At 71.9% G+C, this 12,656-nt stretch carries 10 protein-coding genes; 9 read left to right on the top strand and 1 reads right to left on the bottom strand.

Annotated features, from left to right (window positions below; translation table 11 throughout):
- Positions 1-28 precede the first annotated feature (28 nt).
- Positions 29-1,237, bottom strand: coding sequence for an MFS transporter (locus tag ACWIF2_RS13990; RefSeq protein ID WP_454360475.1), 1,209 nt, complete (start codon positions 1,235-1,237; stop codon positions 29-31).
- 211 nt (positions 1,238-1,448) lie between these two features.
- Here ACWIF2_RS13990 and ACWIF2_RS13985 point away from each other — a divergent pair, with 211 nt between their 5' ends.
- The 9 genes from ACWIF2_RS13985 to ACWIF2_RS13945 all read left to right on the top strand — a co-directional run bounded on the left by ACWIF2_RS13985 (position 1,449) and on the right by ACWIF2_RS13945 (position 12,176).
- The gene (locus ACWIF2_RS13985; protein ID WP_382499985.1) at positions 1,449-1,694 is read left to right on the top strand and encodes a hypothetical protein; all 246 of its coding nucleotides are present in this window, start codon (positions 1,449-1,451) and stop codon (positions 1,692-1,694) included.
- Between the two features lie 12 nt (positions 1,695-1,706).
- Positions 1,707-2,540: a hypothetical protein gene (locus ACWIF2_RS13980; RefSeq protein WP_454360474.1), complete on the top strand. Its 834-nt coding sequence runs from the start codon at positions 1,707-1,709 to the stop codon at positions 2,538-2,540.
- Between the two features lie 60 nt (positions 2,541-2,600).
- Positions 2,601-3,566 (top strand): LysR family transcriptional regulator, encoded by a 966-nt coding sequence (locus ACWIF2_RS13975; RefSeq protein WP_454360473.1) that lies wholly within the window; start codon positions 2,601-2,603, stop codon positions 3,564-3,566.
- A 165-nt stretch (positions 3,567-3,731) separates the two neighbouring features.
- Positions 3,732-4,784 (top strand): hypothetical protein, encoded by a 1,053-nt coding sequence (locus ACWIF2_RS13970; protein WP_454360472.1) that lies wholly within the window; start codon positions 3,732-3,734, stop codon positions 4,782-4,784.
- A gap of 134 nt (positions 4,785-4,918) precedes the next feature.
- On the top strand, positions 4,919-7,108 hold the full coding sequence (locus ACWIF2_RS13965; protein ID WP_454360471.1) for a bifunctional polysaccharide deacetylase/glycosyltransferase family 2 protein: 2,190 nt from the start codon (positions 4,919-4,921) through the stop codon (positions 7,106-7,108).
- Entirely contained in the window at positions 7,108-8,319 is a 1,212-nt protein-coding gene (locus tag ACWIF2_RS13960; protein WP_454360470.1) for an acyltransferase family protein, read from the top strand. The genes ACWIF2_RS13965 and ACWIF2_RS13960 overlap by 1 nt, the downstream gene beginning before the upstream one ends.
- A gap of 93 nt (positions 8,320-8,412) precedes the next feature.
- Positions 8,413-9,369: a hypothetical protein gene (locus tag ACWIF2_RS13955; RefSeq protein WP_454360469.1), complete on the top strand. Its 957-nt coding sequence runs from the start codon at positions 8,413-8,415 to the stop codon at positions 9,367-9,369.
- A 153-nt stretch (positions 9,370-9,522) separates the two neighbouring features.
- On the top strand, positions 9,523-10,908 hold the full coding sequence (locus tag ACWIF2_RS13950; protein ID WP_454360468.1) for a nitrate/nitrite transporter: 1,386 nt from the start codon (positions 9,523-9,525) through the stop codon (positions 10,906-10,908).
- A 116-nt stretch (positions 10,909-11,024) separates the two neighbouring features.
- Positions 11,025-12,176: a uroporphyrinogen-III synthase gene (locus ACWIF2_RS13945; RefSeq protein ID WP_454360510.1), complete on the top strand. Its 1,152-nt coding sequence runs from the start codon at positions 11,025-11,027 to the stop codon at positions 12,174-12,176.
- The last annotated feature ends 480 nt before the right edge of the window (positions 12,177-12,656 follow it).

The following is a 12,656-nucleotide window of genomic DNA, read 5'->3' as shown; positions in this document are numbered from 1 at the left end:
TTGAACGTATGCGGGGTGCGCGAGGGCGTCAATGGGCAGTGAGACAATTGGTGAAGCGATTCGACGCCGCGATCGAGGACAACGCCAGGGCGAGGGCTGCCGCCGTCACCGGAATGCCGTATCCGGCCGTGGCCGACACATGCTCCACCGTCCAGCCGCCGAGGGCGCCGCCGGCGGCGATGCCGCCCAGCAGGCCGGTCACCGCGAGGGTCATGCCCTCGTTCAACCGGCCCTCGGGGGTGCGCTGCTGGACCAGCGTCATGGTGGTGACCATCGTCGGGGCCGTCGCCATCCCGGCGACCAGCAGCGCGCCCGCGAGGACCAGGAGGGAGCCGGTGAGGACGGCCGCGAGCAGCGGCAGGGTCAGCAGCGCGGCCATGGCGGCCACGCACCACGGCAGCCGCGCCCCGGCAGGCCCGGTGGGCTTCGCGGCGCCGTACAGCAGGCCCGCCGCGCAGGAACCGGCCGCCTGGAGCGCGAGTACGGCACCGGCCGCCGACTGCTGCCCCCGGCTGTCCGCGAACGCGAGCGTGACGACCTCCGTCGAGCCGAAGATCCCGCCCATCGCCAGACAGACCGCGAGCAGCGGGGGCATGCCGGGGGCGCGCAGTGGCGCCTTCGCGGGTATGTGTTCGCGGACCGGCGGCTCCGTGGCGCGCCGGGTCGTGAACACGAGCATGCCCGTCAGCAGCAGCACCGCGCCGATGAGCGTGCCCGCCTCCGGGAAGAACGCCCCGCACAGGAAGGCGGCGAGCACCGGGCCCAGCATGAAGCACAGTTCGTCCGCGGCCTGCTCGAAGGAGTGGGCGGTGTGCAGGCCCTTCGGGTCGCCGGCCAGCAGATGCGCCCAGCGGGCCCGTGCCATGCCGCCGGTGTTGGGGGTCGTGGCGGTGGCCGCGTAGGAGGCGAACAGGGTCCAGTTGGGGGCGTCGTGGCGCACGCACAGCAGCAGCCCGAGGGAGCCGAGGACGGCGATCACCGTCGCGGGCAGGGCCACCCGGGCCTGCCCGTGCCGGTCGACGAGCCGCGCGGTCCACGGCGCGACCACCGCGGTCGCCGCGAGCCCCGTCGCCGTGACCGCGCCGGCCAGGGCGTACGAGCCCCGCGTCCCGGCGATCATGATGACCGCGCTGACGCTGAACATGCCCATCGGCAGCCGGGCGATCAGGTTCCCGGCGGTGAACGCGCGGGCGCCCGGCAGACGGAAGAGGCGGCGGTACGGGGTGAGGTGCGGCATGCCCCCACCGTCGCCCGGCGGTGATCAAGCGGTCCAACACCTGTTCCGCACGGACTCACACACCTGGGTTGTAGGACCGCCCGGTGTTTCTTCATACAGAGATATGGAGAGTACTGATGCTTCTATTGGCGGATGGAAAAGATGTTCAACCGGGAAATCCTTCACTCGTTTGCCGCGCATCCGCCGCAGAGGGCCGACGGTTAGTCGGTACATGACCGAGGCGACCAGGAAAAATGGTTGGGCGGTAACGCTCGGCCCGTACACCTACATTCCCGCTCCGGCGCACTCGTCGGCCACCGTCAACGGCACGCTCACCAACGGCGGTTGCCCGGTCACGCTGCAGGTGACCGAGCCGGTTCTGCGCGATTTCATCGACACCATGAGCGTGCTGGAAAAGGATCTTGCGCGACGGTGGATCAGTGCGACGGAATGGCCCGCATTCGCGCTTGCGGAATAGTCGGGTCACGCCATGTATGACAATAAAATCGAAGGCAGTGGCCGGCACCGGGCTCCGGCCCGGGAATTCTTCACCCCCCTGACACCACCGGACCCGACCTGGGATCCGGCCGAGGAACTGGCGTTCATCCTCGAGGAGGCCCTGGGGCAGCAGGCGGCGAGGGTTCCCCCTCCCCGTGACGAGGTGGCGGAGGCGGACCCGGACCCGATGGACCCGGAGCCGGCACCCGCTCCGGCGCCGGGCGTCCACATGAGGCGGCTCCAGGACATCACCGAGGAACTGCCGCCCGTGCGGGACTTCCACCGGCGCCACCGCAAGGTCCGCACCCGCAAGAAGCTCGGCCTGCTCCGCACCACCAGCCTCTTCGTCGCCGCCCTGGCGGCCGTCATCGCCTCCGCGGTGAGCCTCCTGGGCGGCATGGTCGCCTACGACCCCCTGCGCCTGGTCGGCGTGTCCCCCGAGGGGAAGAGTTTCGGCAGCTGGTGGCCCCTGCTGGTGTACGGGCCCTGGCTGGTGGCCTCCCTGTCCGTACTGCGGGCCGCGCTCCACCAGCGCCGGGCCGTGCACTCCTGGTGCGTGGTCCTGGTCTTCTCCTGCGTCGCCGTACTGCTCTGTGTCGCCCAGGCGCCGAAGACCGTGCTCGGCACCGCGGCGGCCGCCCTGCCGGGTGTGGCGGCCCTGGCCTGCTTCCAGCAGGTCGTCCGCCAGATCACCCTGACCCGCCCGCCCCTGCGCTCGGTGCCCCGGCACCGCCTGGGCCAGACCGGCCCGCGCGACGCACCAGGCACCGACCCCGGCGAGGGCACGGGGCAGGGCGAGCCACCCGGGCGGGGCACCGGTTCCTGAAGTTCCTGGGAGGTCGGGGAGCGGCGTCATCGCGTCGCTCCCCGTTGTAGGTTCACCCGCATGCCCGCCCACCTCGACCCCCGGCTGCTGCGTGCCTTCGTCACCGTCGCCGAGGAACTGCACTTCACCCGTGCCGCGGTGCGGCTGCACGTGGCGCAGCAGGCGCTCAGCCGGGATGTGCGGCGGCTGGAGCGGGAGCTGGGCGTCGAGCTGTTCGTGCGCACCACCCGCCAGGTGACGCTCACGCCCGAGGGAGAACGGCTGCTGCCGTACGCCCGGCGCGTGCTGCGGGCGCAGGAGGAGCTGCTCGCCGCCTTCGACCAGGCCCGGCCCCTGCTGGTGGACCTCAACTCCCCGGGCCTGGTCACACCGCGCCGCGTACTGCACCGGGCGCGCGAACTCGCCCCCGGGCAAGAGCTGATGGCCCGCTACGAGAGCGGCCTGACCGGAGCCGCCGGGGAGCTGCTCGCCGGGCGGCTGGACGCGTCGTTCGGACGGTTCGGCGGGCTGGACCCGGCGCTGCGGGCCGGGCTCGACCACCAGCCCGTGCGGTACGAGCCGATGGCGGTCGTGCTGCCCGAGGACCACCGGCTGGCCGCACTGGCGGCGGTGCCGCTCGCCGAGCTGGCCGGTGAGACCGTCTACGCGGGGGCCGGCAACCCGCGCACGCCGGAGTGGACCGGCCTCGCGCGGCAGCTGTTCGAGGGGCGGGGCATCGAAATCGCGCCACCCGCGCCGCTGGCCGTGGGCGAGGAGGAGTTCCAGCGGATCATGGCCAGAACGCGCAACCCGGTCCTGGCCGTTGTGGGGTTTCCCGCCCTGCCGTCGATGGTGTCGCGGCCCTTGGTCGATCCCGTCCCGTTGTCTCCCGTGTCGCTGGTGTGGCGCAGGGGCCTGACCCACCCCGCGTTCGAAGCGCTGCGACGGGCCGCTGCCCGGCTCGCGGCCGAGGAGGGGTGGCTGAACAGGCCCGCCGGGTCCTGGGTTCCGGCCGGGGACGATGTCCGCATGGCGTCTCGCGGCTGACACGATTCGGTACGCCGTCCACACAGGACCTCCGCGTGCGCTACATTCAACGCCTGAGCACGGTGTGGTAATGGGGGGCGCTCGGACGGGCGAGGGGGCCCGGTCCGACGACGGGTGCTCAGGTCGTCAGCGCACCTGAACCATCCCGTGGGGGGAAGTGCGCGCGTGAAAAAGTGGCGAGAAGACGCCCAACCCGAGTGGCCCGAGGCCGCGGCGGTGACCGGTGAACTCCCCGCAGACGGCAGAGTCCGGGACCGCAGAGCCACTCAGCTCTTCGCGGGAAGCGACCTCCAGGGCACCGGCCACCGGCTGCCCGCCGGGACGGAGATACTGCGCGGCATCCCCCGGCAGAGCGAGGGCGAGACCGACTCGTTCGTCCCGGACCCCGGGTCCCGGCCCGCCGTCCGCGACCCCTGGGAAGAGACCGGGGAAGCCGTCCCGTCCGGCCACGGCCACGACTCCGCAGGGGACACCGAGGACCCGGCCGGGCACAGCCACGACCCGCACGAGGTCACCGTCCAGCTCGACGCCGTCCAGCTCGGCGACGGGGTCCTCCGGCAGGTCAAGGAAGTCCCCGGAGCGGGCTCCGCGGCCGCCGCCGACTCTCCCGTTTTCGTCGACGAGTCCGGCCGCCGCAGCCGCCGTTACCGCCGGATCGGCATGGCGATCGCACTGGCCTGCGGGGCCTACGCCGTCGTCATCGTCGCCACGCTGATGTCGGGCAACTCCCAGGCGCCCTGGCTGCCCGTACCGGGCCAGAAGGACGCCCCGCCGGCCGGGCAGGTCGATACCCCGCCGCTGCCCGAGCAATCGGCGCCGACCGACGGCACCGGAGCCACCGCCCCGGGCGGTACGCCGGCGACCGAAGAAGACACGGTGCCCTCGCCCGGCGCGAGCGCCGGCGACCCCGCAGCACCCGTGGCTCCCGCGGCCCCCGGCCGCTCCGGTACGACCGCCGAGCCCTCGCCGACCGCGTCCCGGACCGCACCGGCCCCGGGCACCGGCGTCACCGACCCCACCCCGAGCAAGCCGGCGGACCCGCCGAGCACGCCGGTGTCCGAGCCGTCGCCGCCCGGCGAACCCACGCCCCTGCCGACCGAGACGACCGGCACCGGCACGGTCGCCGACGGCCCGGCTCCGACCCAGCCGGTCGCACAGTCACCCGTCGCAGACCAGCCCGCGGCCGAGCCGCCCGCCACCGACCAGCCTGCCGCCTAGGCGCTCCGCTGAAGGTGCCGCGACGGGCCGCCGTTCATCTGCGGCACCGTCGTGGCCGGTCGCGCAGTTCCCCGCGCCCCCTCAGGGCGCTGCCGTACCACCCACTCCCCGCACCACCCGGAGTACCACCACCCATGGCATCCCGTACCCGCCGTTCCGGGCGCGCGTCCCGAGCCCGTGGCGGCTCCAGGCGCCGCCGCCTGCCCATGCGCCTGCTGCTGCCCCTGCTTCTCCTCGTCGCCCTGATGGCGATGCTCATGCTGCGCGGCTACGTGCACAGCGAGATCCTCGCCGACCACCGCGTCGGGCCGCCCACGTCGAGCGACCAGGTCCCGAAGGAGATCCTCGAGGGCGGGCCCGTCATAGACACCCGGGAGGAGAAGGCGACCGCTCTGGACCTCCCGGACCGTGAGCTGGTGCTGACGTTCGACGACGGGCCGGACCCCGTGTGGACGCCCAAGGTCCTCGACATGCTCAAGAAGCACGACGCCCACGCCGTCTTCTTCATCACCGGCACCATGGCCTCCCGCTACCCGGACCTCGTCCAGCGCATGGTCGACGAGGGCCACGAGATCGGGCTGCACACCTTCAACCACCCGGACCTCGCGCTGCAGAGCAAGAGCCGGGTCGACTGGGAGCTGTCGCAGAGCCAGCTCGCGCTGGCCGGTGCGGCGGGCATCCGCACCTCGCTCTTCCGCCCGCCCTACTCGTCGTACTCCCATCTCATGGACAACAAGTCCTGGCCGGTGACCGAGTACATCGGCAGCAAGGGCTACATCACCATCGTCAACGACACCGACAGCCAGGACTGGCGCAGGCCCGGTGTCGACCAGATCATCCGCAACGCCACACCGAAGAACGGCGAGGGCGCCATCGTGCTGATGCACGACTCCGGCGGCGACCGTTCCCAGACCGTGGCCGCGCTCGACCGGTTCATCTCCGGGCTCAAGGGCGAGGGCTACCGCTTCGACACCCTGACCGCCGCCCTCGACGCCCCCAGCGCGCACACTCCGGTCGCCGGGCTCGACGCGCTGAAGGGCAACGCGTGGGTCTTCCTCGTCCAGGCCTCCGAGAAGACGACCGGCGTTCTCGTCGCCGGGCTCGCAGTCGTCGGCGTGCTGGTCTTCGCCCGCCTCGGGCTGATGCTGATCCTCTCCGTCGCGCACGCCCGCCGTGTCCGCCGCCGCGGCTTCCGCTGGGGCGAGACCGTCACGGAACCGGTGTCCGTCCTGGTGCCCGCCTACAACGAGGCCAAGTGCATCGAGCAGACGGTCCGTTCCCTGGTCGCCAGCGACCATCCCATCGAGGTGCTGGTCATCGACGACGGCTCCAGCGACGGCACCGCGCGCATCGTCGAGAACCTCGGCCTGCCCGGCGTACGCGTCGTGCGCCAGCTCAACGCGGGCAAGCCCGCCGCGCTCAACCGGGGCATCGCCAACGCCAAGTACGACCTCATCGTGATGATGGACGGCGACACGGTCTTCGAACCGACCACCGTCCGTGAACTGGTGCAGCCCTTCGGCGACCCGCGTGTCGGCGCCGTCGCGGGCAACGCCAAGGTCGGCAACCGGGACTCGCTGATCGGCGCGTGGCAGCACATCGAGTACGTGATGGGCTTCAACCTCGACCGGCGCATGTACGACGTGCTGCGCTGCATGCCGACCATCCCCGGCGCGGTGGGGGCCTTCCGGCGCAGCGCGCTGGAACGCGTCGGCGGCATGAGCGACGACACGCTCGCCGAGGACACCGACATCACCATGGCCATGCACCGGGACGGCTGGCACGTGGTGTACGCCGAGAAGGCCGTGGCCTGGACCGAGGCCCCGGAGTCCGTCCAGCAGCTGTGGTCCCAGCGCTACCGCTGGTCGTACGGCACGATGCAGGCGATCTGGAAGCACCGCCGGTCCGTCTTCGAACGGGGGCCCTCGGGCCGCTTCGGCCGGGTGGGCATGCCGCTGGTGTCGATGTTCATGGTCGTGGCGCCGCTGCTGGCGCCGCTCATCGACGTGTTCCTGCTGTACGGCCTGGTGTTCGGCCCGACGGAGAAGACCATCGGCGCCTGGCTGGGCGTCCTCGCGGTACAGGGCGTGTGCGCGGCCTACGCGTTCCACCTCGACAAGGAACGCATGACCCATCTGATCTCCCTCCCGCTCCAGCAGCTCCTCTATCGCCAGCTCATGTACGTCGTGCTGCTCCAGTCCTGGATCACCGCCCTCACCGGCGGCCGGCTGCGCTGGCAGAAGCTGCGGCGCACGGGCGCGGTCGGCCTGCCCGGGCCGGGCAGCGGCGCGCCCCAGCAGCCGGTGGGCGGGAGGCAGGCCTGATGACCACGCACCCCGAAGTCGTGGCCGATGCCCCTGAGAAGGAGCGGACCACCCGCACCGGCCCCGTCCGCGACCGGTACTTCGACCTGCTGCGCGCCCTCGCCCTGTTCCGTGTCGTGCTGTACCACCTGACGGGCTGGGCCTGGCTGCCGCTGGTGTTCCCGTCGATGGGCGTGATGTTCGCCCTCGCCGGCAACCTCATGGCCCGCTCGCTCAAGCGCCCGCCCGTCCAGGTGATCCGCGGCCGGCTGCGACGGCTGCTGCCGCCGCTGTGGCTGCTGGGCGTCGTCGGCGTCAGCGGCATGGTCCTCCAGGGCTGGGGGCCGGGCGACGACGGCCATCCGGGCTGGTGGTGGCTCCACCTCACCTTCTGGATCGTCCCGCTCAGCGACCCGCCGTACGCCGAGGGACTGCCCGGCATCCACGGCTTCATCGGCGAGGACTGGGCCGCCGAACTCGCCGGCCCGCTCTGGTACATCCGCGCCTACCTCTGGTTTGTCCTGCTCTCCCCGCTGCTCCTGAAGGCCCTGCGCGCCCTGCCGGTGGTCACGCTCCTGGCGCCGATCGCCCTGGCGGTCGCCCTGGAGCACAGCTACCTCACGCTGCCCGGCGAGCGGTTCCCCTCGGCGCTCACCGACTTCTCCACCTTCGGCGCCTGCTGGATCCTCGGCATGGCCCACCAGGAGGGCATCCTCAAGCGGCTGCCGCGCTACATCGTCCCGTCGGTGGCACCCGTCATCGCCCTGGCCGGCCTCTGGTACGCCCTGCACCACGATTTCGGCACCGGCAACGACCTGGACAGCATGCCCCTGGCCCAGGCCCTGTGGTCCTTCGGCACGGTGTTCCTGCTGCTGCACATCAGCCCGTCCTGGTCCGAGTGGCCGCCCAGGCTGCGCCGCTGGGCCGGGGCGATCACCCTGCTCAACTCCCGTGCCGTGACGATCTATCTGTGGCACAACATCTGCATCCTGATCGCCGCGACCCTGTGGGACCGGCTGTGGGGCGTCACCGTGCTGGAGCAGAACATCCCCGGGCTGCTGGAGAGCGTCTGGCCGGTGCTGGTCCTGGTCTGGGTGCTGATCGGCGGGTGCGTCCTGGCGTTCGGCTGGGTGGAGGACCTGGCGGCGAAGCAGCGGCCCCGGTTGTGGCCCACGAGTGAGCCCCGGGTGAGGGTTCGGGGGAGCAGGAGGCGAGCGGTACACGGCGGCTGATCCCCGTTCCCCCGGCGTTCCCCCGGTGTGGAAAACTGCCCGGGTTGCGCATGTGAACGACTGGGATCAGTGACGGGCCGGGGGAGCGGTGGGATGAGCAAGCGGCAGACACAGAAGATGCTGCGGCTGATGGCGAGCGGAGAGCCGGTCGAGCTCACCAGCCCGATGGCGTCCGTGAAGAAACTGGCCCGGCTGGCCTTCGTCGCCCAGCAGTTCGGCTACGAGTACGCGGACGTGCGGCAGAGCAGCGGCCGCAACGGCGCGCTCACGATGCTGATCCTGCCCGACCCCAGCCCGCACGCCCGGGGCCGGGCCGCGCAGAACTGGGCGCAGTATCCGAACGCCGCCGACGGTGTCTCCCTCCCGCCGCTCGTGCCTGACGCCTTCGAGCTCCTCAAGGCCCGTATCAACTTCGACCTCACCGGCAAGAGCGCCGAGAAGCGCATGGGCTACGCGGCCCTCGGCCTCACCGTCGGCTGCGTGATCCTCGGCGTACGCCTGGGCGGGGAGGCCTTCGACTTCGTCGCGGCGGGCGTGGTCTGGCTGCTCTTCATGGTGATCTTCGGCATCGGGCTCCTGGTCACCCGCAAGCGCAACGCGAAGTTCGCCGCCCGGTTGCAGGCGGCCGGCTTCATGCCGGTGACGGACGAGAACGGCCGCACGCGCTACCTCCCGCCCGGGGCCCAGCTGCCCGGGCACGGCAACCCCTTCGGCGGGGGGCCGTACGGCGGTGCGCCGGGCCAGGCGCCCGGGATGCCCGGTCCGGCCGTCGGGGCGCCCGCGGGTTACGGACATCAGCAGCCTGGGCAGGCACCGGCGCCGGCCCCGGGCCCGTATGCACAGCCCGCCCCGGGCCCGTATGCACAGCCCGCCCCGGGCCCGTACGCGCAGCCCGCTCCGGGCCCCTACCCGCCTCAGCCCGCGCCCGGTCCGTACGGGGCGCAGCCCCCTGCCACGCCGTATCCGCCGCAGCAGCAGCCCGGCCCCTACGCCCCGCAGCAGCCGCCCCACCCCGGGCAGAATCCCCACTGGCAGCACCCGCAGGGCTGACACAAAGCCACCGAACCTCTCATCCCGCCCGGGCCCGGGGTGAGAGCAAAGTTCCCTCGAGGTCACTCGACGGCACAGTCACGAAACGCGCCCTCCCTACCTTCGGATCAGCCACTCGTAGTAAGACCGAGTCCCGGAGCAAGTGGAGGCGTCATGACAGGCCCTGGCACGGCACCCGCACCCCCGAGCAGGGGCGGACGCTGGATCCGGCACTGGGATCCGGAAAACGAGACCTTCTGGAAGGAAACCGGGGAAAAGGTCGCCCGCCGCAACCTCTTCTTCTCCGTGCTGTCCGAGCACATCGGCTTCTCGATCTGGACCCTGTGGTCCGTGATGGTGCTCTTCATGGGCCCGGAGTACGGCCTGACCCCCGCCGACAAGTTCATGCTGACCTCGATGGTCACGCTGGTCGGCGCGGTCGTCCGCGTCCCCTACACCTTCGCCGTCGCGATCTTCGGCGGCCGGAACTGGACGATCGTCTCGGCCGCGATGCTGCTGATCCCGACTGTCGCCGCGTTCACCGTGATGGAGCCGGGCACCAGCTTCTCCACCTTCCTGCTCGTCGGCCTCCTCGCCGGCGTGGGCGGCGGCAACTTCGCCTCCTCCATGACCAACATCAACGCCTTCTTCCCGCTGCGGAAGAAGGGCTGGGCCCTCGGCCTGAACGCGGGCGGCGGCAACATCGGCGTCCCGGTGATCCAGCTGGCCGCGCTCGCGATCATCGGCGCCGGCGGCGGGCCGCGCGTGCTGCTGGGGATCTACATCCCGCTCATCGTCGTCGCCGCCGTCATGGCCGCGCTCTTCATGGACAACATCGAGAACGTCAAGAACGACACCGGTGCCGCCAAGAGCGCCGCGAAGGACGTCCACACCTGGATCATGTCCTTCCTCTACATCGGCACCTTCGGCTCGTTCATCGGCTACAGCTTCGCCTTCGGCCAGGTCCTGCAGAACCAGTTCGGACGCACCCCGCTGGAGGCGGCGTACGTCACCTTCATCGGCCCGCTCCTCGGCTCGCTGATCCGGCCCCTGGGCGGCTGGCTGGCCGACAAGTACGGCGGCGCGAAGATCAGCCTGTGGAACTACGTGGCCATGGGTGTCGCGACGGCGATCCTGATCGGTGCCTCGATGGAGAAGTCGCTGGCGCTGTTCACGACGGCGTTCGTGGTGCTGTTCGTGCTCAGCGGGCTCGGCAACGGCTCGACGTTCAAGATGATCCCGGGCATCTTCCAGAACAAGGCCCTGGCCAAGGGACTGCAGGGCGAGGAGGCCGCGGCCTACGGGCGCAGGCTCTCCGGCGCCTCCATGGGACTCATCGGCGCGGTGGGCGCGCTCGGCGGTGTCGGCATCAACCTCGCCTTCCGCCAGTCCTTCCTCTCCTACGGCTCCGGCACCGGCGCGTTCGTCGCCTTCCTCGCCTTCTACGTGGTCTGCTTCGGCATCACCTGGGCCGTATACCTTCGACGTACGGCTCCGCGGGTACCCGTCACCACGGCGACCTCGGAGGCGAAGCCGCAGCTCAGCTACGCCAAGGTGTGACGTAACACCGCCGACATCATGCCGAACCGAGCCTGTCACGAGCCGTTGACAGGCTCGTTCGGCATACACGTACGCCGAACCCATGGAGTACGACGACTCGAATGCGGGACGAGAGCATGCACGAGGAACAACAGCGACCGGAACACGGCCCACTGGCGGGATTCACCGTGGGCGTCACGGCCGCGCGCCGGGCCGAGGAGCTGGGCGCGCTGCTCCAGCGGCGCGGTGCCACCGTCCTGCATGCCCCCGCCCTGCGGATCGTGCCGCTCGCCGACGACAGCGAGCTGCTGGCCGCGACGAAGGAGATCATCCACCAGGTGCCGGACATCGTCGTGGCGACGACCGCGATCGGTTTCCGGGGCTGGGTCGAGGCCGCGGACGGCTGGGGTCTGGGCGAGGATCTGCTGGCGCGGCTGGGCGGCGTACGGATCATGGCGCGCGGGCCCAAGGTCAAGGGCGCGGTCCGGGCCGCCGGGCTGACGGAGGAATGGTCGCCGTCTTCGGAGTCCATGGCCGAGGTGCTCGACCGGCTGCTGGAGGAGGGCGTCGACGGTCTGCGGATCGCGATCCAGCTGCACGGGGAGCCGCTGCCCGGGTTCGTGGAATCGCTGCGGGCGGGTGGTGCCGAGGTCGTCGGGGTGCCCGTCTACCGGTGGATGCCGCCGGAGGACATCGGGCCGGTCGACCGTCTCCTGGACGCGGTCGTGTCCCGTGGCGTCGACGCGCTGACCTTCACCAGTGCTCCTGCCGCGGCCTCCCTCCTCTCCCGGGCGGAGAAACGCGGACTGCTCCCCGAGGTGCTGGCAGCACTCGGCCACGACGTCCTGCCGGCCTGTGTCGGCCCGGTCACCGCGCTGCCGCTGCAGGGCCACGGCATCGACACGGTCCAGCCCGAACGCTTCCGGCTCGGCCCGCTCGTCCAGCTCCTCTGCCAGGAGCTGCCCGCGCGGGCGCGCTCGCTGCCGATCGCCGGGCACCGGGTGGAGATCCGCGGCCATGCCGTCCTGGTCGACGACGACCTCAAGCCCGTACCGCCCGCCGGTATGGCCCTCCTGCGCGCCCTCTCCCGCCGCCCCGGCTGGGTCGTCGCCCGCGCCGACCTGCTGCGTGCCCTGCCCGGAGCCGGCCGTGACGAACACGCCGTCGAGACGGCCATGGCCCGCCTCCGCACGGCCCTCGGCGCCCCGAAACTGATCCAGACGGTGGTCAAGCGGGGCTACCGCCTGGCTTTGGACCCGGCAGCGGAGACGAAGTACGCGGACGTGTGAGGCCGCGCGGCATATCGCCATTGGTGCAGGTGACGTGCTCTGGCCGACGCCTGCCACCGCGTCGGGCCACGCGGCGACATCGACGGCGGTCTCTCGCCGCGCGACGCCGAGGACCCCTGGGGCGACCGTTGACGGGTCATCCCCGGGGCGACGGCGACCGCTGACGGGCCCGGGCATCGGCGTGCGGCGACAGCGCCCCGCCTCCGCCCAGCCGGGTCGGGCAGCCGCCGGTGTGCGGCAGTGCAGCGGGCACCGGCGGATGAGCGCGCCGCGACTGGGCCGAAGGCATCGGGCTGGGCCGAGGTCACCGTGCCGGATGGAGGCGCGCCGTGCGCAGAGCACGACGGGGCCGGGCGCCGGTGTGCGGCGACAGCGGCCCCCCGGCCTCCGCCAGCCCGGTGGGGCAGCCGCCGGTGTGCGGCAGTGCAGCGGGCACCGGCGGATGAGCGCGCCGCGACTGGGCCGAAGGCATCGGGCTGG

This window comes from Streptomyces sp. NPDC055506, assembly GCF_053643595.1.
This window is presented reverse-complemented; position numbering and strand designations above follow the sequence as displayed.

Bases quoted from the DNA above. Each gene is read 5' to 3' on its own strand.
- ACWIF2_RS13990 (WP_454360475.1), bottom strand. From the start codon at position 1,237: ATGCCGCACCTCACCCCGTACCGCCGCCTCTTCCGTCTGCCGGGCGCC.
- ACWIF2_RS13985 (WP_382499985.1), top strand. From the start codon at position 1,449: ATGACCGAGGCGACCAGGAAAAATGGTTGGGCGGTAACGCTCGGCCCG.
- ACWIF2_RS13980 (WP_454360474.1), top strand. From the start codon at position 1,707: ATGTATGACAATAAAATCGAAGGCAGTGGCCGGCACCGGGCTCCGGCC.
- ACWIF2_RS13975 (WP_454360473.1), top strand. From the start codon at position 2,601: ATGCCCGCCCACCTCGACCCCCGGCTGCTGCGTGCCTTCGTCACCGTC.
- ACWIF2_RS13965 (WP_454360471.1), top strand. From the start codon at position 4,919: ATGGCATCCCGTACCCGCCGTTCCGGGCGCGCGTCCCGAGCCCGTGGC.
- ACWIF2_RS13960 (WP_454360470.1), top strand. From the start codon at position 7,108: ATGACCACGCACCCCGAAGTCGTGGCCGATGCCCCTGAGAAGGAGCGG.
- ACWIF2_RS13955 (WP_454360469.1), top strand. From the start codon at position 8,413: ATGAGCAAGCGGCAGACACAGAAGATGCTGCGGCTGATGGCGAGCGGA.
- ACWIF2_RS13950 (WP_454360468.1), top strand. From the start codon at position 9,523: ATGACAGGCCCTGGCACGGCACCCGCACCCCCGAGCAGGGGCGGACGC.
- ACWIF2_RS13945 (WP_454360510.1), top strand. From the start codon at position 11,025: ATGCACGAGGAACAACAGCGACCGGAACACGGCCCACTGGCGGGATTC.